This is a genomic window from Allocatelliglobosispora scoriae (assembly GCF_014204945.1).
Classification (GTDB): Bacteria; Actinomycetota; Actinomycetes; order Mycobacteriales; family Micromonosporaceae; genus Allocatelliglobosispora; species Allocatelliglobosispora scoriae.
This window is the reverse complement of record NZ_JACHMN010000001.1, coordinates 598,732-623,247: the sequence shown is the minus strand read 5'-3', so window position 1 is coordinate 623,247 and position 24,516 is coordinate 598,732. Positions and strand designations below refer to the sequence as shown.

General features: G+C 71.3%; 26 protein-coding genes. 16 read left to right on the top strand and 10 right to left on the bottom strand.

Annotation, left to right across the window (positions count from 1 at the left end):
• Positions 1-14 precede the first annotated feature (14 nt).
• Positions 15-2,345 (bottom strand): endopeptidase La, encoded by a 2,331-nt coding sequence (gene lon, locus F4553_RS02885; RefSeq protein ID WP_184831662.1) that lies wholly within the window; start codon positions 2,343-2,345, stop codon positions 15-17.
• Positions 2,346-2,492: 147 nt separating this feature from the next.
• Between lon and F4553_RS02880 the strand changes: the two genes are divergently transcribed.
• Positions 2,493-3,095 (top strand): dihydrofolate reductase family protein, encoded by a 603-nt coding sequence (locus tag F4553_RS02880; protein ID WP_184831660.1) that lies wholly within the window; start codon positions 2,493-2,495, stop codon positions 3,093-3,095.
• 4 nt (positions 3,096-3,099) lie between these two features.
• Here the strand turns inward: F4553_RS02880 and F4553_RS02875 are convergent, their stop codons facing one another.
• Positions 3,100-3,447, bottom strand: a complete 348-nt coding sequence (locus F4553_RS02875; protein ID WP_184831658.1) for a nucleoside triphosphate pyrophosphohydrolase family protein — start codon at positions 3,445-3,447, stop codon at positions 3,100-3,102.
• An 88-nt stretch (positions 3,448-3,535) separates the two neighbouring features.
• Between F4553_RS02875 and F4553_RS02870 the strand changes: the two genes are divergently transcribed.
• The 4 genes from F4553_RS02870 (at position 3,536) to F4553_RS02855 (ending at position 8,214) form a co-directional block, all read left to right on the top strand.
• Positions 3,536-4,615 (top strand): DUF4037 domain-containing protein, encoded by a 1,080-nt coding sequence (locus F4553_RS02870; RefSeq protein ID WP_184831656.1) that lies wholly within the window; start codon positions 3,536-3,538, stop codon positions 4,613-4,615.
• Positions 4,616-4,801: 186 nt separating this feature from the next.
• The gene (locus F4553_RS02865) at positions 4,802-5,536 is read left to right on the top strand and encodes a succinate dehydrogenase cytochrome b subunit (RefSeq protein ID WP_312875071.1); all 735 of its coding nucleotides are present in this window, start codon (positions 4,802-4,804) and stop codon (positions 5,534-5,536) included.
• Entirely contained in the window at positions 5,537-7,471 is a 1,935-nt protein-coding gene (locus tag F4553_RS02860; protein WP_184831655.1) for a fumarate reductase/succinate dehydrogenase flavoprotein subunit, read from the top strand.
• Positions 7,468-8,214, top strand: a complete 747-nt coding sequence (locus tag F4553_RS02855) for a succinate dehydrogenase/fumarate reductase iron-sulfur subunit (RefSeq protein ID WP_184831653.1) — start codon at positions 7,468-7,470, stop codon at positions 8,212-8,214. Before F4553_RS02860 ends, F4553_RS02855 begins: the two co-directional genes overlap by 4 nt.
• A 151-nt stretch (positions 8,215-8,365) precedes the next feature.
• Here F4553_RS02855 and F4553_RS02850 read toward each other — a convergent pair whose 3' ends face one another.
• Entirely contained in the window at positions 8,366-8,836 is a 471-nt protein-coding gene (locus F4553_RS02850) for a hypothetical protein (RefSeq protein WP_184831651.1), read from the bottom strand.
• Between the two features lie 193 nt (positions 8,837-9,029).
• On the opposite strand from F4553_RS02850, the gene F4553_RS02845 reads away from it, so the two are divergent.
• From F4553_RS02845 to F4553_RS02820, 6 genes are all read left to right on the top strand, one after another.
• Positions 9,030-9,860 carry a phosphotransferase family protein gene (locus F4553_RS02845; RefSeq protein ID WP_184831649.1) on the top strand — a complete coding sequence of 277 codons (831 nt, stop codon included), beginning with the start codon at positions 9,030-9,032 and terminating at the stop codon, positions 9,858-9,860.
• 17 nt (positions 9,861-9,877) lie between these two features.
• A complete protein-coding gene (locus tag F4553_RS02840; protein WP_184831647.1) occupies positions 9,878-10,261 on the top strand; it encodes a VOC family protein in 384 nt (127 codons plus the stop codon).
• 18 nt (positions 10,262-10,279) lie between these two features.
• Positions 10,280-10,750, top strand: a complete 471-nt coding sequence (locus tag F4553_RS02835; RefSeq protein ID WP_246465977.1) for a GNAT family N-acetyltransferase — start codon at positions 10,280-10,282, stop codon at positions 10,748-10,750.
• A gap of 122 nt (positions 10,751-10,872) precedes the next feature.
• Entirely contained in the window at positions 10,873-11,307 is a 435-nt protein-coding gene (locus F4553_RS02830; RefSeq protein WP_184831643.1) for a hypothetical protein, read from the top strand.
• A gap of 123 nt (positions 11,308-11,430) precedes the next feature.
• On the top strand, positions 11,431-11,874 hold the full coding sequence (locus F4553_RS02825) for a GNAT family N-acetyltransferase (protein WP_184831641.1): 444 nt from the start codon (positions 11,431-11,433) through the stop codon (positions 11,872-11,874).
• 42 nt (positions 11,875-11,916) lie between these two features.
• The gene (locus tag F4553_RS02820; protein ID WP_184831639.1) at positions 11,917-12,510 is read left to right on the top strand and encodes a pyridoxamine 5'-phosphate oxidase family protein; all 594 of its coding nucleotides are present in this window, start codon (positions 11,917-11,919) and stop codon (positions 12,508-12,510) included.
• A 118-nt stretch (positions 12,511-12,628) separates the two neighbouring features.
• Here the strand turns inward: F4553_RS02820 and F4553_RS02815 are convergent, their stop codons facing one another.
• Positions 12,629-13,399 carry a hypothetical protein gene (locus F4553_RS02815; protein ID WP_184831637.1) on the bottom strand — a complete coding sequence of 257 codons (771 nt, stop codon included), beginning with the start codon at positions 13,397-13,399 and terminating at the stop codon, positions 12,629-12,631.
• A gap of 164 nt (positions 13,400-13,563) precedes the next feature.
• Positions 13,564-14,088: a peptidase inhibitor family I36 protein gene (locus F4553_RS02810; RefSeq protein ID WP_184831635.1), complete on the bottom strand. Its 525-nt coding sequence runs from the start codon at positions 14,086-14,088 to the stop codon at positions 13,564-13,566.
• A gap of 344 nt (positions 14,089-14,432) precedes the next feature.
• Between F4553_RS02810 and F4553_RS02805 the strand changes: the two genes are divergently transcribed.
• Genes F4553_RS02805 through F4553_RS02795 form a run of 3 tightly spaced genes read left to right on the top strand, consistent with a single transcriptional unit; the run spans position 14,433 to position 16,600 of the window.
• Entirely contained in the window at positions 14,433-14,999 is a 567-nt protein-coding gene (locus tag F4553_RS02805) for an RNA polymerase sigma factor (protein WP_184831633.1), read from the top strand.
• On the top strand, positions 14,996-16,066 hold the full coding sequence (locus F4553_RS02800) for a hypothetical protein (protein ID WP_184831631.1): 1,071 nt from the start codon (positions 14,996-14,998) through the stop codon (positions 16,064-16,066). Before F4553_RS02805 ends, F4553_RS02800 begins: the two co-directional genes overlap by 4 nt.
• Before the next feature lie 9 nt (positions 16,067-16,075).
• Positions 16,076-16,600 carry a P-loop NTPase family protein gene (locus F4553_RS02795; RefSeq protein WP_184831629.1) on the top strand — a complete coding sequence of 175 codons (525 nt, stop codon included), beginning with the start codon at positions 16,076-16,078 and terminating at the stop codon, positions 16,598-16,600.
• 4 nt (positions 16,601-16,604) lie between these two features.
• Here F4553_RS02795 and F4553_RS02790 read toward each other — a convergent pair whose 3' ends face one another.
• A complete protein-coding gene (locus F4553_RS02790) occupies positions 16,605-16,961 on the bottom strand; it encodes a VOC family protein (RefSeq protein ID WP_184831627.1) in 357 nt (118 codons plus the stop codon).
• Positions 16,962-17,006: 45 nt separating this feature from the next.
• Between F4553_RS02790 and F4553_RS02785 the strand changes: the two genes are divergently transcribed.
• Positions 17,007-17,600, top strand: a complete 594-nt coding sequence (locus tag F4553_RS02785; protein WP_184831625.1) for a DUF4240 domain-containing protein — start codon at positions 17,007-17,009, stop codon at positions 17,598-17,600.
• A 43-nt stretch (positions 17,601-17,643) separates the two neighbouring features.
• Here F4553_RS02785 and F4553_RS02780 read toward each other — a convergent pair whose 3' ends face one another.
• Positions 17,644-19,743: a hypothetical protein gene (locus F4553_RS02780; protein ID WP_184831623.1), complete on the bottom strand. Its 2,100-nt coding sequence runs from the start codon at positions 19,741-19,743 to the stop codon at positions 17,644-17,646.
• A 151-nt stretch (positions 19,744-19,894) separates the two neighbouring features.
• Between F4553_RS02780 and F4553_RS02775 the strand changes: the two genes are divergently transcribed.
• Positions 19,895-20,785, top strand: a complete 891-nt coding sequence (locus tag F4553_RS02775) for a hypothetical protein (protein WP_221469665.1) — start codon at positions 19,895-19,897, stop codon at positions 20,783-20,785.
• Here the strand turns inward: F4553_RS02775 and F4553_RS02770 are convergent.
• The 3 genes from F4553_RS02770 to F4553_RS02760 are packed head-to-tail and all read right to left on the bottom strand — an operon-like array spanning position 20,761 to position 24,514.
• The gene (locus F4553_RS02770) at positions 20,761-22,035 is read right to left on the bottom strand and encodes an MFS transporter (protein WP_184831619.1); all 1,275 of its coding nucleotides are present in this window, start codon (positions 22,033-22,035) and stop codon (positions 20,761-20,763) included. The genes F4553_RS02775 and F4553_RS02770 overlap by 25 nt on opposite strands.
• A complete protein-coding gene (locus tag F4553_RS02765) occupies positions 22,032-23,264 on the bottom strand; it encodes an ATP-grasp domain-containing protein (protein ID WP_184831617.1) in 1,233 nt (410 codons plus the stop codon). Before F4553_RS02765 ends, F4553_RS02770 begins: the two co-directional genes overlap by 4 nt.
• Complete coding sequence (locus F4553_RS02760; protein ID WP_312875070.1) at positions 23,261-24,514, bottom strand: ATP-grasp domain-containing protein; 1,254 nt, start codon at positions 24,512-24,514, stop codon at positions 23,261-23,263. The genes F4553_RS02765 and F4553_RS02760 overlap by 4 nt, the downstream gene beginning before the upstream one ends.
• Between the last annotated feature and the right edge of the window lie 2 nt (positions 24,515-24,516).

The window sequence follows — 24,516 nt, the reverse complement described above, 5'->3', positions numbered from 1 at the left end:
GTTTCGGTTCTTCGTCAGACGGCCGCGAGGTGCGGTGCGGCCGGGACCTCGGCGGCGGCCGGCTCCAGCGCGATCCGGAGCACGTCGGCGACGTCGGCGAGCGGGTGGATCCGCAGGCCGGCGCGGACCTCCTCGGGGAGGTCGTCAAGGTCGGGCTCGTTGCGGGCCGGGATGATCACGTCGCTGAGGCCGGCCCGGTGCGCGGCGAGCAGCTTCTGCTTCACCCCGCCGATCGGCAGGACCCGCCCGGCGAGGGTGACCTCGCCGGTCATGCCGATGTCGGACCGCACCGGCCGCCCCGAGGCCAGCGACGCCAGGGCCGTGACCATCGTGATGCCGGCGCTCGGGCCGTCCTTGGGGACCGCGCCCGCCGGGACGTGCAGGTGGATGCGGCGTGCGGCGAGCGCGTTGGGGTCCAGGCCCAGCTCGCGGCCGTGCGACCGCAGGTAGGACAGGGCGATGTGCGCGGACTCCTTCATCACATCGCCGAGCTGGCCGGTGAGGGTCAGGCCCGGCTCGCCCTCCATCGAGGTCGCCTCGATGAAGAGCACGTCGCCACCGGCTCCGGTGACCGCGAGCCCGGTCGCGACGCCGGGGACCGCGGTGCGCTCGGCCGACTCCGGCGTGAACCGGGGCCGCCCGAGGTAGCCGACGAGATCGCCGACACCGACGTTGACCTGCCCATCCGTCCCGGCGAGGGCCACCGCGACCTTGCGGAGGATCTTCGCCAGCGCTCGTTCGAGCTGGCGTACGCCGGCCTCCCGCGTGTACTCCCCGGCGATCAGCGCCAGCGCCTCCTCGGAGACGGTGACGTCGCCGGGGGAGAGCCCGGCCCGGTCGAGCTGCCGGGGCAGCAGGTGGTCGCGGGCGATGCCGACCTTCTCCTGCTCGGTGTATCCGTCGAGGGTGACCAGCTCCATCCGGTCCAGCAGCGGGCCCGGGATGTTGTCCACGACGTTGGCGGTGGCGAGGAACAGCACGTCCGACAGGTCCAGGTCGACCTCGAGGTAGTGGTCGCGGAAGGTGTGGTTCTGCGCGGGGTCGAGGACCTCGAGCAGGGCCGCGGCCGGGTCGCCGGAGAAGCCGGTGGTGAGCTTGTCGACCTCGTCGAGCAGGATCACCGGGTTCATCGAACCGGCTTCGCGCAGCGCCCGGACGATCCGGCCGGGCAGGGCGCCGACATAGGTACGCCGGTGGCCGCGGATCTCGGCCTCGTCGCGGATGCCGCCGAGGGAGACCCGGACGAAGTTGCGGCCCAGGGCCCGGGCGACGGACTCGCCGAGACTGGTCTTGCCGACCCCGGGCGGACCGCCCAGCGCCAGCACCGCACCGGACCCGCGACCGCCGACGACCTGCAGGTTGCGGGCGGCGCGCCGGTTGCGGACGGCGAGGTGCTCCAGGATCCGGTCCTTCACGTCGGCGAGACCGGTGTGGTCGGCGTCGAGGGTCGCCCGCGCCGCGACGAGGTCGGTGTTGTCCTCGGTCCGCACGCCCCACGGCACGTCGAGCACCGTGTCGAGCCAGGTGCGGATCCACCCGGCCTCCGGGGTGGCGTCGCTGGCGCGCTCGAGCTTGCCGACCTCCTGCAGGGCCGCGGCGCGGACCTTCTCCGGCAGGTCGGCGGCTTCGACCCGGGTGCGGTAGTCGGCCGAGCCGTCGGGCTCGTCCTCGCCGAGCTCCTTGCGGATCGCGGCGAGCTGCTGGCGCAGCAGGAACTCCCGCTGCGACTTCTCGATGCCCTCGCGGACATCGGTGCTGATCTGCTCGGCGACCTGCTGCTCGGCGAGGTAGTCGCGGACCCAGCCGATGAGCAGCTCCAGCCGGTGCGCGGCGTCGGGTGCCGCGAGCAGCTCCATCTTCTGCTCGACGGACAGCCACGGCGCGTAGCCGGCGGAGTCGGCGAGCTGCACCGGGTCGGTCATCCGCTCGACCGCGTCGACGACCTCCCAGGCGGAGCGCTGCTGGAGCAGCGACGTGAGCAGGGCCTTGTACTCCCGCGCCAGCTCGCGGGTGCGGCCGGTGGGCGCGGGTTCGTCGAGGAGTTCGGCCTCCACCCACAGGGCTGCGCCCGGACCGGGTACGCCGGACCCGATCCGCGCGCGGGAGACACCCCGCAGGACCGCGGCGGGTTCGCCGCCCGCGAGACGGCCGACCTTCTCCAGGATCGCGGTGACCCCGTGGCTGGCGTAACCGCCGTCGATGCGCGGCACCGCGAGCAGGGTCTTGTCGCCGGCCGAGCGGGCGGCGTCGACGGCGGACTGGGTGGTGGAGTCGAGGGTGACGCGGATGACCATGCCCGGGAGCAGGACCGCGTCGGTCAGGGGAAGAACGGGATATGTCGACATCTGACACCTGCCATCGTGAAGTTGAGCGTGTCAGGCTCAAGTCGCGACGGGGTCGGTCTGTTCCACGGCGGCCCTCGATGTGACGCAGGCCACTTGCCCCGTCACTCCGCGCTGCGCTCGTGCCCGGATCGTCATAGGGTGACGGGTATGAGCCGGGTAATCGCTGACATCTCCATGTCCCTCGACGGATACGTCACCGCGCCGGGCGTCGACATGGAACACGGGCTGGGCAAAGGCGGGGAGTCCCTGCACACGTGGGTCTTCGCCAAGGACAGCCCGGAAGACGCGGCCATCACCGAGCGGAGCATGGCCGAGACCGGCGCCGTGATCATGGGTCGGCGGACGTTCGACTTCATCGACGGACCCAACGGGTGGAACGACGAGCTCGGCTACGGCGCGGGGCCTGACCAGGCGACCAGCGGACCGCCCGTCTTCGTCGTGACGCACTCCGCCCCGGCGTCGTGGCGGCTGGGGGCGCGGTTCCGGTTCGCGGGCAGCGTCGCCGAAGCCGTCGAGCAGGCGCTCGCCGCCGCCGGTGGCAAGGACGTGGTCGTGATGGGCGGCGGGGACGTGGTGCGGCAGGCGGTGCTGTCGGGGTACGCCGACGAGCTGCGGATCCACCTGTCGCCGGTGCTGCTCGGCGGCGGGACGCCGCTGTTCGCCGGCGACGGTGCCACGGTCGCCCTGCAGCAGACCGACGTGGTCGTGACCCCGTACGCCACGCACCTCACCTACCAGGTCGGCGGCTGAGGAGTCACCGCAGATCGCCGTCGCCGTGCAGGACTCCGCGGGCCTGCCGGTCGGCGAGCTTGGCGATGTTGCGCGCGGCGACGTCCTCCAGCCGGATGCCGAGCCGGGTGCACAGCTCCGACAGGTACCACAGGACATCGCCCAGCTCCATGGTCAGGGCATCCCGGTCGGCGTCGGTGACGACTCCGGCGCGGTCCCGGAAGATCTTCTTCACCTTCCCGGCCACCTCGCCGGCCTCGTTGACCAGCCCCAGGGTGGGATAGACGATGGGGTGGTCGGTCGCGATCGGCGCCCCGGTGCGGGCGGCGGCCTGCTGATAGGCGCTGAAGTCGACGGTGCTCTGCTCTGTCACGACCGCCAGTCTGGCCCCTGGCCGCAGGACCGGCCCGGGCGGACCCGCCGCCGGTGCGGCCCGGCGCAGCGCTGGCTACCGTGGCGGGATGACAGGGGCGGGGCCGGGCATCAGCCTGGCGGAGCGGTTCTACCGGGAGGCCGTCGCGCCGCTGCTCGGCCGGGTGCCGCACGGGGCGGCGCTGCTCGGGGACGGGTCGGAGGTGCTCGGCTTCGACGACGGCGTCTCCACCGACCACGACTTCGGACCGCGCGTCCAGCTCTTCCTGCCGCCCGGCACCGATCCCGCCCCGGTCCACCGGCTCCTGGGAGGCCTGCCGGAGCGGTTCGAGGGGTTCCCGGTCGCGTACGTCGACACCGACAGCCACGACGGGCAGCCGTCCCATCAGGTCGAGGTCACCACCGCCGCCGCGTTCTTCGCCGCGCGGACCGGTACCGACCCGGCCGACGGGATGGGCGTCGCGGACTGGCTGCTCACACCCACCCAGATCCTCGGCTCGCTCACCGCCGGGGAGGTCTTCGCCGACCCGGACCGCGCCCTTGAGATCCGGCGTGCCGCCCTGAGCTGGTACCCCGACGACGTGTGGCGGTACGCCCTCGCCGCCGGGTGGCTGCGGATCGCGCAGGAGGAGGCGTTCACCGGGCGCACCGGCAGCACCGGCGACGACCTCGGCTCCCGCGTCGTCGCGGCGAGGCTGGTCCGGGACCTGATGCGCCTGGCGTTCCTCGCCGAGCGCCGCTGGGCGCCTTACGGCAAGTGGTTCGGGCGGGCCTTCGCCGGACTGCCCGTCGCCGCGAGCCTCACCGGCACCCTCGACACCGCGCTCGCGGCCACTGACTGGCGCGAACGCGAGCACGCCCTGGCCGCAGCAGCCTGCGTCGTCGCGGCCGCCACCAACGAGCTGGGCCTGTGCCCGCCGGTCGACCCGTCGCCGCGCCGCTACTACACCCGCGACATCGAGGTCGTCGGCGCGGACCGGTTCACCGTCGCGCTCACCGCCGCCATCACCGACCCGGTGCTGCGGGGCGTCCTGGACCGGCTCGGACATCGGCACGGCGGCCCGGTCGGCACCCTGCCCGGCACCGTCGACCAGGCCGTCGACTCCGCCGACATCCTGTGCCACCCCGACCGCTGCCGGGCGCTCGCGCCCGTGCTCGGCCTGGTGTGACCCTGGTAACTGGCGTGACTGATCGCTCACACCCCGCCACGCTCACCGTTGCGCGCAATGCCGGGTTTCGCCCGATGATCAGTGACCCGGAAGGCGCACAGGCTGCTCACAGATAGCCGCTGGCTATTGAGAAGACGCAGTTCATGCATTGGACCATATGGCCAACCCGCTCCTAGCGTTTTCTCCGTGGTAGTAGCTTCCCCGCCCCGCGCCAGGGCCGCCGTTCCCCTCCCGCCCCGGGCCACCCGGCCCACGCCGGGACGCTCCACCGTCGCGCTCAAAGCCCTCATGGCCGGCACCGGACTGCTGCTCGTCGGGTTCCTGCTCGCGCACATGGCCGGCAACCTGAAGATCTTCGTCGGCGGCGAGGCGTTCGACCACTACGCGCACTGGCTGCGCGGGCTCGGCTCGCCGGTGCTGCCCGAGACCGGCTACCTGTGGCTGCAGCGGACGGTGCTGTCCCTCGCGGTCGTCGGCCACATCTGGGCCGCGACCGTCCTCACGGTCCGCGCGAAGAAGGCCCGACCCGTCCGGTACGCACACCGCAAGCCGGTCCAGGGCAGCTACGCCGCTCGTACCATGCGCTGGGGCGGGGTCATCGTCCTGGCCTTCATCGTGTGGCACATCCTGGACCTCACGGTCGGTGCGGTGAACCCGGTGGGTGACCCGGCGCACCCGTTCGCCAACGTCGTGGCCGACTTCGCGCCGAGCCGCTGGTACATCACCGCGTTCTACGCCCTCTCGATCATCCTGCTCGGGTTCCACCTGCGCCACGGCGTGTGGAGCGCCCTGCAGACCCTCGGCGTCAGCAACGCCCGCCGCCAGCGCGCCCTCAAGGGCGTGGCGCTGGCGCTGGCCGTGGTGCTCGTCGTCGGCTACCTCTCCGTGCCCTTCGCAGTGATGACGGGATTGGTGAAATAGATGGACACCTACTACACCGACGGCGACCCGATCGCGGACGGCAAGGCGCCGCAGGGCCCGATCGAGGACCGCTGGGAGCGGCGCCGGTTCGAGGCGAAGCTCGTCAACCCGGCCAACAAACGCAAGCTCACCGTCATCGTCGTCGGCACCGGACTGGCCGGGGGATCAGCAGCGGCGACCCTGGGCGAGCTCGGCTACCAGGTGAAGAGCTACTGCTTCCAGGACAGCCCCCGGCGGGCGCACTCGATCGCCGCGCAGGGTGGCATCAACGCGGCGAAGAACTACCGCAACGACGGTGACAGCGTGCACCGCCTCTTCTACGACACCGTCAAGGGCGGCGACTTCCGCAGCCGCGAGTCCAACGTGCACCGCCTCGCCCAGATCTCCACCGAGATCATCGACCAGTGCGTGGCGCAGGGGGTGCCGTTCGCCCGCGAGTACGGCGGCCTTCTCGACACCCGCTCCTTCGGCGGCGCCCAGGTGTCGCGGACCTTCTACGCCCGGGGCCAGACCGGTCAGCAGCTGCTGCTCGGGGCGTACCAGGCATTGGAGCGGCAGATCGCGGCCGGGACCGTGCAGATGAACTCCCGCCACGAGATGCTGGAGCTGATCGTCGTGGACGGCAAGGCGCGCGGCATCGTCGTGCGCGACCTCGTCACCGGGGAGGTCACCACCGAGTTCGCCGACGCCGTCGTGCTCGCCTCCGGCGGCTACGGCAACGTGTTCTTCCTGTCCACCAACGCCAAGGGCTGCAACGTCACCGCCGCCTGGCGGGCGCACCGGCACGGTGCGCTGTTCGCGAATCCCTGCTACACGCAGATCCACCCCACCTGCATCCCGGTCTCCGGCGACCACCAGTCGAAGCTGACCCTGATGAGCGAGTCGCTGCGCAACGACGGCCGGGTCTGGGTGCCCAAGCGCGCCGGCGACGACCGCGCCCCCGGTGCGATCGGCGAGGACGAGCGCGACTACTACCTGGAGCGGATCTACCCCGCCTTCGGCAACCTGGTGCCCCGCGACATCGCCTCGCGCGCGGCGAAGAACGTCTGCGACGAGGGACGCGGCGTCGGTCCCGGCGGGCTCGGCGTCTACCTCGACTTCGCCGCCGCCATCGGCCGCCTCGGCCGCGACGCCGTCGAAGCCAAGTACGGCAACCTCTTCGAGATGTACGAGCGGATCACCGGCGAGGACCCCTACACGGTGCCGATGCGGATCTACCCCGCCGTGCACTACACGATGGGCGGCCTGTGGGTCGACTACGACCTCCAGTCCACGATCCCGGGCCTGTTCGTCATCGGCGAGGCGAACTTCTCCGACCACGGCGCCAACCGGCTCGGCGCGTCCGCGCTGATGCAGGGCCTCGCCGACGGGTACTTCGTCCTCCCCAACACCATCGGCGACTACCTCGCCGCCGGGCCGTTCCCGAAGATCGACGCCGACACCCCCGAGGTCGCCGCAGCCCGCCGCATCGTCGAGGACCGGATCACCCGGCTGCTCGCCGTCAACGGCGACCGCACGGTCGACTCCTTCCACCGCGAACTCGGCCGCATCATGTGGGAGTACTGCGGCATGGAGCGCACCGACGAGGGCCTGCGCAAGGCGATCGGCATGATCCGCGACCTGAAGGCCGAGTTCTGGCAGCGGGTGCGTGTTCCGGGCGGCGAGGAGGGCTTCAACCAGTCCCTCGAACGCGCCGGCCGGGTCCTGGACTTCTTCGAGCTCGGCGAGCTGATGTGCATCGACGCCCTGCACCGCACGGAGAGCTGCGGCGGGCACTTCCGCGCCGAGTCGCAGACCGACGAGGGCGAGGCCCAGCGCGACGACGAGAACTTCTCCTACGTCGCGGCCTGGGAGTACACCGGCGGCGACCCGATCCTGCACAAAGAGGACCTGGTCTTCGACTACGTCCACCCGAGCCAGCGGAGCTACAAGTGAAGTTGACACTGCGCATCTGGCGCCAGGAGACCCCGCAGGTCAAGGGCAGGATGGTGACCTACCCGATGGACGACGTGTCGCCGGACATGTCGTTCCTGGAGATGCTCGACGTCCTCAACGAGCGGCTCACCCTCGACGGACAGGAGCCGGTCGCCTTCGACCACGACTGCCGCGAGGGCATCTGCGGCGCGTGCTCGCTGGTGATCAACGGCGTACCGCACGGACCGGAGAAGGCGACCACCACCTGCCAGCTGCACATGCGGCACTTCACCGACGGCGAGACCGTCGACATCGAGCCATGGCGGGCGCGGGCGTTCCCGGTCGTGAAGGACCTCGTCGTGGACCGGTCGGCGTTCGACCGGATCATCGCCGCCGGCGGCTACATCAGCGCCCCGACCGGATCCGCGCCCGACGCGCACGCGACGCCGGTGCCCAAGCCCGACGCGGACGCGGCGTTCGAGGCCGCGACCTGCATCGGCTGCGGCGCCTGCGTGGCGGCGTGCCCCAACGGGTCCGGGATGCTCTTCACCGCCGCGAAGATCACCCACCTGGGCCTGGTGCCGCAGGGCCAGCCCGAACGCGACTCGCGGGTCCTCGACATGGTCGCCACCCACGACGAGGAGGGCTTCGGCGGCTGCACCAACACCGGCGAGTGCACCAGCGTCTGCCCCAAGGGAATCCCCCTGTCGGCGATAGCGGGCCTGAACAAGGACTACCTGCACGCCCTGCGCGCCCGCTCCTGACCGCTCCTTCCTGAATTTTAATGCTGGACACGCCGCGAAAACTGCAACAAATGTCAGGATCGATTCCGACACCGGCGAGTCAGCATTAAAGTTCAGGGAACTTGAACGGCGGGCACCCCCGACCGGGGGTGCCCGCCGTCGCCTTCGATGACTACTTCGTGGGGCTGGCGGTCGGCGCCGGGCCGTGGCCAACGCGGCCGCCGAACCCAGGCCCGCCCAGTACGCCGGCCGACTGCGCCTTGATGATCGCGTCCGCCTCCGCCTGGGTCAGCTTGCCGTCCTTGACCGCCTGGTCCAGGCGCTCCTTCAGCTTCGCCGCCCGATCGGCCTTCTGATCGCCCTCCGCGGGCTTGTCACCCGTCGTCGGCCGGAGTTCGTCGCGGACCTTCGTCAGCGCGTCGGCGACCTTCTGCTCGTCGATGCCGAGCTCCTTGGCGAGCGCGGCGGCGAGCTTCTGCTGGTCCGGACCGCGCTGCTTGACCGTGCCCGGGGAAGCGGACGACGACGTCGACGGCGACGGGGTGGCGTCCTCGGCGTAGGCGACGGCGGGGACCGCGATGCCGACAGCCAGCACACCCGACGCACCGAGCAGCAGAACGGACTTCTTCGACAATTTCTTCATGGGGGTTCCATGCCTCCTAGTCGATCGGTGAGACACGACCGTGACCTGCGTTTCTCCAAGAACCCCCAGGTCAACCTCATAGAACCCTGGCAGTCGTCCACGAACGGCGATCGTCGCGCAGTCCAAGATCGCCGCAACTCTTCAAGAGTTGGCCCTATTCGGGGACGGCAGGCGGCGCCGTTATCGTGGCGGGGTGGTTCGGCCCGAGTACGCGTTGACGCCCGCCGTCCGGGCCGCCCTGCCGGAGCTGCCGTGGCACCTGCCCGCGCAGCGGCTCGGGCTGGGGGAGGAGTCCGCCGCCTACCGGCTCGGGGACGTCGTGGTGCGGGTGGGGCCGGTGTGGCGTACCGATGCGGAGATCTTGTGGTTTGGAGAGCTCGCGGCGACGGCCCGGACGTTCGTGCCGGAGGCGATCGCGCCGCTGCGGGCGCCCGTGCGCGTCGGCGGGCACCCGGTCACGGTGTGGCCGTTCGTCGAGGGCGAGCCGACCCGGCGCGGAAACCCGCAGTCCAGGGCGCAGGCGGCGCGGATCCTCGCCGGGATCCACGCGGCGCTCGCCACCGCGCCCGGGACGCGGGTGACCGCGATGACACAGGCCGACGCGGCCGACCTCCACGATCCGGAGCTCGACGCCTGGATCGCGGAGTTCGACCGGGCGGGCGGCCGCGTCCAGGCGCTGCACGGCGACTTCTGGCCCGGCAACTCCCTGACCAGCGCCGACGGGCGGATCGTCGCGGTCCTGGACTGGGACGACGCGTGGGTGCAGCGCCGCGAACGGGAGCTCGCCCACGCGGCGTGGGAGTGGGGCGACGGACTCGATACGGGCAGCCTGGACGGGGTGCGGGAGTTCCTCGCCGCCTACGGTGAGCACGGGCTCGACGAGGTGGCGCTGCGGCAGCTCATCCGGGAGCGGCTGCGGTTCGAGATCCGCTACGCGCGCAGCCGCCCCGAGGTCCTCGACGACGACGATCTCGTCTACCACGCCGACCAGGCTGCGGCATTCCACGCGCTCCGGCCGTCGTGAGCTGCGAAAATCAGGGCATGACTGGACGCGTGGTGCACTTCGAGATTCCCGCGGACGACCTCGCCCGCGCGCAGGACTTCTACCGTGAGGCGTTCGGGTGGAACATCGTGTCGATGCCCGAGCTGCAATACACCATGGTCAGCACGACGCCGATCGACGAGCAGGGCATGCCGACGGAGCCGGGCGCGATCAACGGCGGCATGCTGGCCCGGCAGTCGCCGATCACGAACCCCGTCATCACGATCGACGTCGAGGACATGGATGCCGCGATCGACAAGCTGGAACGCGCCGGCGGCACCCTCGTCCGCAAGCCGCAGGCGGTCGGCACCATGGGCATCGCCGCCTACTTCACCGACCCCGAGGGCAACACGCTGGGCCTCTGGCAGACCACCAGCTCCTGATCTAGGCTCCGCCTGGTGATGACGACCGAGCGGCTCGAACTGCGCGAGTTCACCTACGAGCTCGCCGAGCAGATCGTCGCGGGCGAGCGCGAGGACACCTGGGCGGCCGACTACCCGACCGGCGGCGACGTCGTGGTCGCGCAGCACGTGCTGCGGGCGCAGCTGCGCGGTGAGTGGGTGCCCTACCAGCTCGTCCTGCGCGAGTCCGGCACCGTCATCGGCGGTGCCGGCTACCACGGCCCGCCCAACGTCGAGGGAACGGTCGAGGTCGGCTACGGGGTCGCGGTGTCACACCAGGGCCGGGGGTACGCGACCGAGGCGACCCGGGCGCTGGTGGAGCGGGCGATCGAGCTGGGTGCGCACCGGGTCGTGGCGCACACCGACGGGAGCAACGCCGCGAGCCGGCAGGTGCTGGAGAACCTGGGCTTCGCACTGGTCCGCGCCGAACCTCAGGTGGAGGACGGCTACTACTACATGCTGACGTTCTGAACCGCCGGGTAAACCGGTGCGGTAGGCGCCCCCATTCTTCCGCGGTATCTTTCGCCGCCCGGCTTGCCTGCTCCGGACCGCATTGATCTCCTTGAGGCCCTGCCTACTGACAAGGAGTGTCCATGCATCGCAGCACGCGCACCATCGGCCCTGTCCGCCGGATCATGACGGCCCTGCTTCTCGCGGTCGGCCTGATGGCCGTCTCCGGCGTGATCGCCGCACCGGCCTCCGCGGGGGTCGACGCGACCGGCTGCACCGCGTACGGCTGCTACGGCGCCGACGGTTGGGGTTCCGGCTACGGCATGTGGGTGTCCGACGGCGACAAGATGTGGGTCTGCGACAGCTACCCCGACGGCAAGTCGGTCGCGGTCATGGCGGTCGTGGAGCCCGGTGGTCCGACGATCGTGAAGTGGCACACCACCGGCGCGAACAAGTGCACCGAGCGGTCCTTCGGCAACCTTCCCGAGGGCAGGCTGGTCGTGTTCTTCGCCTGCCTTGGCAACAACCTCATCGTGGACGAGAGCACCTGCGGCGACATCAAGAAGGCGTACGCGTAGGAGGCTTACGCGTAGGAGCGGCGGAGACGACCGCGGCGGCCACGGCTGCCCGGTCGTCTCCGCCGCCGAAAGCTATTATTATAAGATGACGTTCTGATGCGTCGATCCGTACGATGGCGAACCATGCGGCTGGAACTCGTCACCAAGGACAACGTGCACAAGGTCTGCAAGGTCAAGGTGCACCCCCATCAGGAGGTGTTCGTCGCTCCGGTCGCCAAGTCGCTGGCCGAGGCCTACGTCTACCCCGACGCCGCCTGGCCGCGCGCGATCGTCGACGGTGATCGCATCGTCGGGTTCGTGATGGTCGCGATCCAGCCCGACGATCCGATCGAGGCCTACCGGTTCTGCCTGTGGCGCCTCATCATCGACGCCGACGAGCAGGGCAAGGGCTACGGGCGGTTCGCGGTGCAGGCGGTCGCCGAGGAGGGCCGTCGGCGCGGCATCGGGCAGCTGCACAGCACCTGGCACCCCGGCGACGGCGGGCCGGAGGAGTTCTACGTGCGGCTGGGCTTCGTCCTCACCGGCGAGGTGCTCGACGACGAGACGGTCGGCGTACTCCAGCTCTGAGAGGGTCGGTCAATTCGGCCCTCGTCGGCGATAATCGCGAGCATGGGAAAGGTCCATGAGCGCATTGACGGTCGCTTGCGCGAGTTCATCGAGTCTCAGCACATCTTCTTCACCGCCACCGCGCCTCTGACCGGCGACGGCAAGGTCAATCTGTCCCCGAAGGGTTTGGCCGGGTCGCTCGCGATCCTCGACGAGGTGACCCTCGCCTATCTCGATTTCGCCGGTAGTAATGCCGAGACCATCGCCCACCTGCGCGAGAACGGTCGCATCACGTTGATGTGGTGTGCCTTCCAGGGGCCGCCCAACATCGTTCGGGTGCACGGACGGGGAGAGCCGGTGTTCCGTGACGACCCCCGGTGGGACGGGTTGATGGCCCGCTTTCCCGACATCGACACCAGCCTGCACGGTCACCGGGCCATCATCGTGGTGCACGCCGACCTGATCCGGGACTCGTGCGGGTTCGCCGTGCCTCTGATGACCTACGACGATGATCGTGACCAGCATGCCAAACGGTTCGCGCGCGAGGACGATGACTCGCTCGACGCCTATTTCCACAGCAAGGACCACATCGCGACGAGCCTCGACGGGCTGCCAGGCCTGCCGCTGCCGTTGCCGCCGACACCCGCGCGCCGCTGAACGCCTGCGGTGGGGAGCCCACCAAACCCAAGATCGCCGCAACTCTTCAAGAGTTGGTCCTAAGAGCTCTTAGGACCAACTCTTGAAGAGTTGCGGCGATCTTGGTGGTGCGGCGGGATCAGTCGCGGTGGAAGAATATGTCGTCGAGGTCGCCGTGGAACTGGTCGGTCTGCGAGTCGACCTTGTTCGCCGAGATCACCCTCGCGCCGATCGCGGCCGCGCCCGTCGGGGTGATCGCGCCGAGGGCGACGGTCTTGGTCAGCACCGACGCGAGCAGCCCGGTGCTGAGGTCCGTGATCCGGATCTCGAAGACGTTGCCGGTGAGCCGCGAGCACTTGACCTTGTACCAGACGTTGTCGGTGAGGGTGAACTTCGGATCGCCGGGGCCGGGGACGAGGACCGCGGTGGTCCCGTCGGACCAGCGGCACGACGGCGTCCAGTAGTCGGCCTGCAGCTTCCACTGGTGCAGGCCCGTGCCCGCGCTGCCGAACTGGATGACGTTCATCCCGGCGGTGACGGAGGAGGCCCCGGTGTGCAGGCGGATGTTGGCACCGAAGGTGAAGGTGCTCGTTCCGCCGCCGTTGGCGACGAGGGTGCTGGAGGAGGCCGGGGTGATCAGGGCCTGCGGGCACGGTGCGGTGGCGCATTCGGTGCCGCCGAAGGCGAGGTAGGGATCGGTGGTGCCGGGGTCCGTCACCGAGGTGACGGTGCCGCTGTTGGCGGTGCTCACTGTGCCGTCGTTGAGGTTGCTGGAGCTGTCGGTGACGACGGTGGCCGAGGACATCGTGCCCTGGTAGCGCAGCTCGTAGTAGGGGACGGCGTGGGCCGGAGCGGCGGCGGCGACCGCCAACGCCAGTCCGGCCGTGATCGCGATGGCCTTGCGCCGCATGGCTGATACCTGCTTCCGGTCGAGGGGAGGCGGGTCGAATCACGCCCTGCGGCCACTGTTGCATCCATGTGTGACGATGAACAGAGCTTCCGGTGACGGCTTGCCGTCATGGTTGGCGGAGACGACCGCTGCAGCGTTGCCCGGTCATCTCCGCGGCGAGATGGTCAGCAGTTGCGATACACGTGATCGGCCATGTTGCGGTATGGCGTCACGTCGGCGTCGGTCTTGTTGGCGGAGCTGACCGAGAAGAGGAACAGGTCGTCGGAGTGATCGGGCTGGGTGCGGTGGTTGAGATAGGAGACCGACCCGCTGCTGAAGTTGTAGTGCACGGACTCGGTCCGGTCGTGCCAGCCCCACCAGGCGAGGTCCTGCCAGCCGCAGTCCGACAATTTGCCTCGGGGATAGGTGTAGTTCACCCCGTCGTAGAAGCAGAACCAGCCTGACGGGCAGTCGGCGGTCGCCGCCAGGGAGGAGCGCGGCCGGGTGAGCGTGACGACGAACTTCCCGCCGTCGTAGCTGATCTCGTTGGGGCCGATCTGGACACCGCCGGGTGCGGCGGCGAGGTAGTCGTCGATCAGCTCCTGCGCGGAGTGCGGCGCCGGCGTCGGCGCGGCCTGGGCGGGAGCGGGCGGTGCGGTGAGGGAGAGAACGACGGTGGCGATGACGGCCCACCGTCCTCTGACGGCCATGGGGTGCCTCCTGACTAGTGCGGGTCGCTGCTCGCTGAGGGTTAATGAGTCAGCGCTTACCGTAACGGTGACACTGCGTAGCAACCCCTTACCCCGCTTATGTCAGCGGCAGTGCAGAAATCAATTGCGGCCCTCCACTTCATGGCTTCCCTGGTGGCACATGGTGTGCCATCGGCCAAGCTCAGTGCGGGTCGCGCTTGCAAATCGACCGGGCTAGGTCGTAACTGATTTGTGACGTCATGGAGTGCCCGTGCGGGACAACTCCTATGTGGGCGCCCACCCCGCCCGCCACCGCGACGATCTCCAACCATCGCCCGGTGTTTCACAGTGGTCAGGAGCAGCGAGTGACCAGCGACGGTCCCCGTAGTGAAGCGTGGCATGACGCGCTGACCGATAAGTACCGCGACGAGGTGCTGCGCATGCTGGTACGCAACCTCGGCGGCTACCCCGAGGAGGCACGGGACCTGACGGCGCACACCTTCGAGACCGCCTGGCGGCGGCGTGACCACGTGCCCGACGACCCTCGGGCCTGGCTGATGCGCACCGCCCGCAACTTCCTGCGCAACCACCTGCGCGCCAACCACCGGCGCCCGCTCGACCTGGTCGAGCCGGACGTGATGAACACCCCCGGCTGGCTGGTGACCGAGGACATCAGCGACACGATCAGCACGCTCGTCGACGTGAAACGGGCTCTGCTGCTGCTCGAACGCGAGGAGCAGGTCCTGCTCTGGGCACGTTATGTGGACGACGCGACCACCGCCGAGCTCGCGTCATCGCTCGGGATCAGCCAGAACGCCGTACACCAGCGGCTTGTCCGGGCGCGGACCAACCTGCGGCGCCTGGTGGAGCGCAACCCCGGCGCTGCCGAGCGCGGGCCGGGCGTCGATGCGAGGGGGAGTTTGCAGCGATGAAGGACAACGAGTATTTCGAGGATCTGACGCGGCGCGCGGCGCGGGCGACCGACCCGTGGCGCCACGTCGACCCCGGGCCGCCGCTCTCCGCGGCGGACCTGAGACGCCAGGCCGAACGGCCCGACCGCCAGCCCTCGGGCTGGAACCGGCTCCGCGAGCTGGTCGGCGGCCGGGCGCGGCCGGGGGTGATGACCTGGCCGAGGACCGGTGTCGTCGGCGGCGTGGTGCTGGCGCTGCTCGTCGCCGTCGGCGTCGGCTTCGCCCAGACGCCGGGCGCCGCGCCGGACGCCGTCTACGGTGCGCCGGGATCGCTGCGGCTGGAGTTCCCCGGCGACGCGCCGGCCGCCCGGGACACCCTCAAGGAACTCGCGGCCCGCGTCGCCGCCGTCCACGACGACCCCGGCACGGGCGGCTACTCCTACCTGCGGGTGCAGACCTGGTCGGCGGACCTCACCTCGGGGAAGGCCGCCTACACCGGCACCTTCACCGCCGCCGACGAGCAGCTCTGGGTGGCCGGCGACCGGTCCGGGCGCCGGGTGATCACCGACCTGCCGGCCCAGCGCGCGGGGGCCGTCACCGCCGAGCGCACCGGGCCGAACCCGCCCGCGCGCGCCGATGCCCGTGACGTCGCCGAGTTCGCCCCCGGGGAGCTCAGCCTCGTCATCGACGAGGTCTCCAGCGAGCCCTCGATCTTCGCCGGGCAGCTCGCCTACCACGACTCGTCGCCCGGCCCGCAGGCCCCGCTGCGGTCCATCGCGGCGATCTGCCGCTACCACCTGCTCACCCCGGCGCAGCGGGCGGTCGCGCTCACCGTGCTCGCCAACACCGACGGGGTCCTGTTCCGCGGGCGCGTCACCGACCGGGCCGGTCGGCCCGGGCTCGCCTTCAGCGCCGACAACCCCGGCGCCGCGACCCGGGACCTGCTCATCGTCGACGCGGCGACCGGCGGGCTGCTGGGACACGAGCAGATCATGCTGGTACGCCCGGACCGGGCCGACATCCCCGTCCCGTCCACCTTCACCTACGTGATCTACCTCGCCGGACGGCGTGTGAACGCCGTCGCTTAGGGTCGTTCAGTGACGAGCAGACCCGCCCGGATCCTGGTCTACGGCGTGACCGGGTCGGGAAAGACCACCCTCGCCGCCCGGATCGGCGAGCGCTTCAGCCTGCCCTGGCACTCCGTCGACGACCTGACCTGGGAACCCGGCTGGGTCGAGGTGCCGCCACCGGTGCAGCGGGAGCGGATCGCGGCGATCTGCGCCGGGGACGCGTGGGTGCTCGACTCCGCTTACGGCTCCTGGCTCGACGTCCCGCTCGGCACGGCGGACCTCGTCGTCGGACTCGACTACCCGCGCTGGCTGTCGCTGGGACGGTTGCTGCGGCGCACCGTCCGGCGGTCGGTCGCCGGGACCGTCGTCTGCAACGGCAACCGGGAATCGCTGAAGAGCCTGCTGTCCCGCGACTCGATCGTGGTGTGGCACTTCCGCTCCTTCGCCCGCAAGCGGGCCCGGATGCGCAGCTGGCAGGCCGCACCCCACGGTCCGGCGGTGCTGCTGTTCCGTTCGCCCGGCGAGGCCGAACGCTGGCTCCGGACCGTGTGACGGGTCAGCACGGCAGCTCCTGGACCAGCTCGTAGAGCCTGCCGTCCGGGGCGTGGAAGTGTGCATACCGCTGGCGGTCGGTCTCCGCCGGTTCTTCGGTCTCCACACCGGCGGCCTGCAGCTCCGCGACCGCCGCGTCGAGGTCCGCCACGAGGAAGCCGATCGTGCGGGAGGTCCCGCCGCCCGGCTCGCGCTCATCGGCGACGCCGAACCGCGAACCGTCGGGCAGTTCGAAGATGTCGGAGTCGGCGGGGTCGTGGTCCGGGGCGCGCCGCAGGCCCAGGGTCGACTCGACGAACGCGGCCATCGCCGCGCGTTCGGCGGTGGCGCTGCCGGCGAATACCAGCCCGAGGATCTCCATCGGCTGATCTTCTCATCAGCGCCCCGGCGACGATACGGTGCCGGGATGCAGGAGTCCGGGTTCTGGGATGTCATCGACGACGCGTACGCGTCATTGGAGTGCGGCTACTACGACGAGGACCACCCGGGTGCCGCGGTCGCGCAGGCGTGGCTCGACGGACTGGCCGGGTTGCCGCCCGCCGAGGTGCTCGACTTCGCCGTCCACTTCGAGGCGGCGCTGGAGCGGGCCTGGCGTCCCGAGGTCTGGGCGGCGGCGTGCCTGCTCACCGGCGGCACCCCCGACGACATCCACGCGGCCTTCGGCTACGAGGACCGGTTCCTCGACTTCCGGGCGAGCCTGGTCGCGCTCGGCAGCGCGTCGTTCGGCACGGTCGTGGCCGACCCGGACGCGTTGGCCGACCTACCGGATCTGGAGGCGGTGGAGCGCGGTGACTGGGACCTGTTCATGAAGCTCGACGGGGTGGCCGAGGACGCGTATGCGCAGGCCGGCGGCGGGGTGCTCGCGAGCGTGCTGGCGGGAAGGCTCGGCGGCCCGCCGCACCGGGGCGCCCCGGCGGATGAGACGTGGTGGGTGCCCGACAGCGTGTCGCGGCAACGCTTCCCGCGGCTGGCCGCCCGGTTCCCCCACGGCATGCCGTGACGGCGGCCGTCCCGGCTGGTGTGCCGGGACGGCCGCGTGATCGCTAGGCCGTGGTCACGGCGAGGGAGTCGATCAGGAAGTCGGTCTTCAGCGAGGCGTCCTCGACGCTGAGGAACTTCAGCGTGACCGTCTTGCCGCGGTAGGCGGTGAGGCTCACCGTGCGGCTGACATAGGTGCTGCCGGCGTTGACGTTGGACCAGGTCGCCAGGGTCGTTGTGGTCGAGCCGTCGATGACCTGCACCTTCACGGTGTCGTAGACGGTCGAGCCGGTCTCGGCCGTGACGATGCGCAGGTAGTACCCGAGCGTCGCCGAGGTCACCGTGGACGGGATCGTGATCGACTGGGACAGCGTGTCGGTGTTGGTGGTGCCGTTGCCGCCCATCCAGGCGTACCAGCTGCCTGCCTGCGCCGGGTAGGTGGTCCAGTTGCCGACGACGCCGCCGGTGATGGTCCAGTTGGCGGTGCCGCTCTCGAAGCCGCCGTTGGCGAGGATGGTGCCCGGCGTACCGGTGCGGTAGTCGATCGTGTGGGTGTAGACCAGGTCACGCGCGGTCGCGGTGACATTGAGGCCGGTCAGCGGCCGGTCGATGGTGAACCACTCGCGGAACGAGCTCGACGTGTACTGCCGCATGTTGTTGAACGTCCCGCTGGGGCCGCCGTCGATCTGGCGCCACAGGTCGATCAGGGAGCCCGCGACCCGGGCCTCCACCTGCTCGCCGTCCTCCGGGTTGGTGCGGCTGGCGGCCTGGCCCGGGTTGTTCCACGCCGTGATCATGAGATCCATCCACTGGCCGTCGGCCCAGTAGAACCGGCCGTCGCCCATGACGTATCCGGTGATCGCGTTGGCGAAGCCCTCGGTCCAGGCGCACATGTTGCCGGACTTCTTGTGCAGGTAGTGCGGGCTCGGGCAGTCCGACGCCGGCCACCAGAAGCCGTAGAGCATGTGCTGGAAGGCGTGGCCGGTCTCGTGCAGCACCAGGTGCTCGGAGTCCGGGTCGGCGTCCATCAGCGCGACGTAGCGGGTGGAGCCGGTGGTGTAGTAGGTGCCGTCGGTGCTGCCCGGCTGCCAGTGGATCGTGATCTTGCTGCAGCTGCTGCTCTCCCGCGCGGTCCAGCAGTTCGTGCTCGATCCGCGCAGGTCCCACAGCTTGTTCAGGGTGTCGAAGGCGTGCCAGCCGCGCATGTTGGTGCTGGTGGGCGCAAGGGTGCCGAAGTTCGCGTCGGTCCCCGAGGCCACATTGGACAGCGTCGCCGAGGTGACGGTGTAGGCGGTCGACCCGGCGTTGTTGGTGACCCGCCACAGCGTCGAGTCCGAGGTGAACTTGACGAACAGCGAGTAGAGCGTGACCGACGAGGCGAAGCACAGGTTGAAGGTGCCGTCGGTCGCGCCGGTCAGACCGGTCGCGAAGGTCAGCGTCGACCCCGACGACGTCTGCTTGCCCTGGACCGTGATCGGCACCCGGCGGGCCGGGATCCAGGCCCCGGCCTTGTTGGTCACCTGGAACGCGCCCACGGCGCAGATCTGGCCCGGCACCGCCGTGGCGACGGCGTGCGGCGCGATGTCGACGCGGGCCGACCGCGTGACCGACGCCGAGTCCTGGTCGATGCCGAGGCGGGAGGCCCCCGCGGTGGCGCCGATCGTGAGCAGCGCCGAACCGTTGCCGGACCGGCCGGTGGTCACGGCGTCGAGGTCGGTGACGCTCGCCTCGATCTGCGCGGGCCCCGCGGCCACCGCGGTCACGACGAAGGTGATCGTCCGACCGGCCAGGGGCAGCGCCAGCACCTGGTCGGAGACCTGCAGCAATCCGCTGGTACGCGCGGCGGCGAGCCCGGAGACGACGCGCAGGTTCCCGGGCAGCCGGATCGACAGCTGGGCCCGGTCGATGGCGATCTGCGTGCGCAGCCGCACGCGGACGGTCGCCGCCTCGCCGACGGCGGGCAGCCGGTCCAGCGTGACCTCGGGGTGCACGCAGCTCGGTGCGGCCTCGGAGTCGCGATGGGTGAGCTCGGTCGGGGCGCAGGCGGCAGGCGGCGCGGACGGTGCCGGGGGAGCGGAGAGGGCGGGGGCGGCGGGCACGAGGACGCCCAGGGCCGTCACAGCGGCGGCGGCGAGAACAGCGAGCCGGAGGGGTCTGGATGACATGGGGACATGCCTTTCCCGGCAACCGGTCGGCCGCCGTGAAGGTGAGGTGGAGCAGGGGGTTCGATGTGCTCTAGACCTTGGCCCACGCCATCAGATCGGTCAATATCAAGGACCGTAGCCAATCGAATAACGTTGGATGCATACTCAGCGCGTGAGCGCTGCCTTCGGTGCGGCACTGCGCGTCGCCATCCAGCGCAGCGGCCGCAGCCTGCACAGCATCGCCGATGAGCTGCGCGAGCGGTCCACCCCGGTGAGCCCGAGCACGTTGAGCTGCTGGCAGAACGGTGACAGCCAGCCGGAGCGGTCCCGGTCCCTGGCGGCGCTGGCGAACGTGGAGCGCATCGTCGGCGTACCGGCCGGGTCTCTTGTGGACAAGCTGGGGCCGCGACGGCCGCGCGGCAGCTGGCGGCCCCGGACCGGGGACGTGCCCTTCGAGCATTTCTGGGACAGCCCGGAATCGCTGGTCCGGACGCTGGCGAAGCTCGACGCGACGCCGGAGGACACCTACAACCCGCACCGGGTCTCGACCTTCTCCAGCTACCAGGTCGACCACCATGGACAGATCCGCTCGCTGCGGACGCGGCGGCTGGTCCGGGCCGACCGTGACGGCGCCTCCCGGATCATCTTCCCGATCTGCCTGAGCACGCTCACCGAGCCGCCGCAGGTCGTGCACACCGACGGCTGCGCACCGGCCCGGTTCCGGGTGGACGTGGCGAGCTCCACCTGCGTCTTCGAGTTCCGCCTGGACCGCCCGCTGCGGGCCGGGGAGCTCGCTTCGATCGAGATCGCGCTGCGCTACCCGGCCGGGCAGGCCGAGGGCTACGTGCGGCTGGACGCGTTCCGGCCGCCGCGGGACCTGACGATCCAGGTCGCCTTCGACCCGGCCCGGCTGCCGGCGCGGTGCTACGGATATGTCCAGCCGCACCACGCGCGGCCCAAGCGGGAGGTGAGCGGCGGATCCGTCGCGCAGCCCCCGCACACGCTGCAGTTCATCACGATGGACCCGGCTCCCGGGGCCTACGGGGTGGGCTGGGAGTGGTGAAGCGGCGCGGCCTGCTGCGCCTCCCGCTCCGCTCGGGCGGACACCGGGACCGCAGCGGCGCCGAGGGCCGCCAGGACCGCTGCGAGCCCGATCCAGCCGAGCATTCCCGCAGGCAGGACCACTGCCGTGATCAGAACGGCACCGGTGACGTCGACGGCGTTGACGCCGAGGTTGAAAGCGGTCAGGAACCGGCCCCGGAACCGCTCCGGGCTCAGCGCCAGCGACAGACCCCAGGATCCGGCCGAATGCCACAGCTCCCCGCAGGTCAGCGCCAGCACGGCGAGGACGGGCAGGACGATGACGACCCAGCCGCCGGCACCGGCCGAGACGGAGATCAGCAGGGCGAAACCGGCGAGCATCACCGCGGCGAGGCGTAGCTGCCGCGCCGCCTCGACGGGTGCGTCGCTACGGCGGCTGAACCGGACCTGCAGGAGCATCACCAGCACCGTGTTGACGGCGATCAGCACCGTGACCATCGCGGGCGGCGCGCTGGTGTGGCCGATCAGCCACAGCGGCAGGCCGATCGCGAGCAGCGGGCGGTGGATGCTGATCGCCCCCGACAGCAGCGCGGAGAGGCAGAACCAGGGGCGCCGCCGCAGCGGGGCGCCGGCCTCGGTGCGGGACGCGGCCGGCGGTGCCTGCCGCGCGCGCAGCGTGCCGAGCATGGCGGCGGCGAAGACGAAGGTGGCGGCGTTGCCGCAGACCACGAGGAGCAGCGCGGTGCGGTCGCCCGCGAGCACGGCGAGGGTCGCCAGGAGGGAGCCCGCGGTGAAGCCGACATTGCGCACGCTGCGCAGGTAGGCCAGGAGCTGCACCCGCCGGTCCGGCTCCACCGTCGCCGCCGCGACGGCGGTGGTCAGCGGCGGGCTCGCCTTCTCCGCGAGGCCGAGCAGCAGCGTCACGACCAGGTAGCCGGTGAAGTCGTCGACCAGCACATAGCCGAGGAATCCGATCGCGCGCCAGAGCTGCAGGAGCTGCAGGACGCGGCGGGTGCCGAACCGGTCGGCGGTGATGCCCCACGGGACGGCGAAGGCCATCCCGGCGACGCCGGCGACGGCGATGGCGGTGCCGATCTGGACCGCGCTCAGCCCGAGCAGCCGGGTGAAGAGCACGACCGACGCGGCCATGAAGGCGCCGCTGCCGAGGGAGTCGATGAGGGCGATCAGGACGAGGCGGCGCTCGTCGCCGGAGCGGGGCCAGGAGGAGCTGCGACCGGGTGCGGGCGGCGCGGCGGTGGCGGTGGCGGTCATCGGGTGGCGATGCTGATCGTCGCGGCGGCGAGCCCGGCCGTCGCCCACGCCTGGTCGGCGTCGGCGCCGGTGGCGAGGACATGGCCGACGCGGTCGTGCGAGGCGCGGACCGGGCCGAGCCGCTGACCGGGCCAGGCGTCCACGACCACGTCGTGCACGCCCGGCAGGTCCCGCGCCTGGGCGATGCCGTCGACGCCGGTGACGGTGCCCGGCTGCGGGGTCAGGTAGCGGATCGCGGCACCCCGGAGCGACCGCGGTATGCGGTGCGGGGCCTGACCGGCCATGATCTCGAAGTAGAGCTGGGCGACCGGCCCGTCGTAGGCCAGCTCCAGCAGCTCCATGATCCGGTCACCGGGGATCCGGGCGGCGCACTCGACGAGGGCGGGACCCTGCGGGGTGAGGATCCACTCGCCGTGAAGGATGCCGTTGCGCAGGCCGCTGACGGCGGTCAGCCGCCGCATGCACTCGGTCAGCGCCGAACCGCTCCGCGCCGCGAGCGGGCCGCGGACCTGGTGTCCGATCTCCACGGGGTGGTCACCCGGCAGGACGTGCTTGTCGGTGAGGTTGGTGAACACGACCTGGCCCTCGTGGACCAGGCACTCCACGCTCACCTCCGGACCGGTGAGGCGCGTCTCGACCAGGAAGCGGGCCGGTTCGGCGTAGGCGATGCCCGCCGACACGGCACCGGCGGTGCGCTGCCAGACCTCGGCCGGGTCGTCGGCGGTGTCGAACATGGACACCCCCTCGCTGCCGGCCCGGTTGGAGGGCTTGAGGACGAACCGGTCGCCGCCGAGGTCGGGCAGTGCGGCGGCGAGCGCGGCCGGGCCGTCGACCTCGCGCCAGTCGGGCTGGTGCAGCCGGGCCAGCTCGGCCGCCTCGCGCAACCGCAGCTTGTCGCGGAAGAGCAGCGCGGCGGGCACGCCCGCGCCGGGCAGGCCGAGGCGCCGCGCCAGGTCCGCGGCCGCCACCACGGCCGCTTCGGTGCCGGGCACCACCCGGTCGACGGGTACGCCGCCCCGGTGCCCCGCGAGCGCGGCCACGATGGCGTCCGGGTCGAGGCCGGGTACGCCGATGACGGCGTCGACGAGGGCGACCTTGTCCGCAACGCGGTGCAGATCCCGGCGCTCGATCGTCTCGGGGGTCTCGACCACCACCACGGAACCGTCCGGGTAGTGCCCGGCCAGCACCCGCAGCAGCATTCCGGCGTAACCGACCATCACCGCGGTCATCGGGCCGCCGCCATCAGCGACGGCTCCGCCAGGGAGCGGCAGCGCAGGTCGAAGCTCGCCGCCGCGGCCCTGATCGCCGCCTCCACCTGCCCACTCGTCGAGCCGCGGAACCGGAACCGGCCGCCGACGTGCTCGTAGAAGGCGTCGGTGGAGGCGGGCACGATCTCGCCCGCCGGCAGGACCTTCTCCGCGTAGGGGCCGTCGGGCAGGTGCAGCAGCGAGCAGGAGCGCTCGATCAGGCACGGCGCCGAGGCCGGGCTCGGCATCAGCAGCCACCCGCCGACCGGCTGGCCACCGGCGAGCGGTTCGACGGCGGGCCGCTCGCCGAGCTGCAGCGCCACCTCGATCCGCATCAGGTCCAGGCCGTGCAGGTCCCGCCAGATGAAGGGGATCTCGGCACCGCCGACCCGGCAGCCGACCTCCAGGAACGTGGCCCGCGGCGCCCCGGCGGCGTCCTCGCCCACGAACATCTCCAGGTGGAAGATCCACGGTTCGGCGGACATCGCCCGGGCCATCCGCTCGGTGAAGTCCTCGATGACCGACAGCGTCGCCGGGTCGTCCTCTTCGACCGAGCCGAGCGGGTCGCCGGTGGTGAAGCCGAGGCAGGTGTTCACGTAGCGCGACGCCCGCCACGGGCCGAGGCGGTGGCCGTCGAAGACCCCGTCGACGTGGTAGATCTGCTCGTCGACGAACTCCTGGACGATGCTGGGCCGCTCGGGTGCGAAGCCGACCAGGTCCGTGGCGGAGGTGATCCGGCGTACGCCGGAGCTCGCGCTGCCGCGGCGCGGTTTGACGATGACGGGCCAGCCGACCCGGTCGGCGAAGGCGGCCACGGCGGCGGCGTCGGTGGCCTCGGCGTATGCGGGCAGCCGCAGCCCGGCCGCCTCGACGCGCCGCGCCATCTCCAGCTTGTCGAGGAACCGGCGCAGGTCTTCGGGATGGCGGCCGGCACAGCCGTACTCCGCTCGCAGCGCCGCGACCTCGGGCAGGTCGCCCTCCTTGAGCGCGATGATCGCCACGGGCGGGCCGTGCCGCCGGGCCAGCGAGGCGACGGCGTCGCGGATGGTGTCCCCGGCGGCGGGGTCCAGGACGAGGATCTCTGCGGCCGACGCGGGTACCGATTCCCGGCCGAGCGCGGTGGTCACATAGGTGACGGGTCGGCCGGCGTGGTCGACATAGGACGGGTAGTGGGCGTAGCGGTCGCGCCAGCGGTGGACGATCACGACATGCCCGGACTGCTGCGTGGTCACGG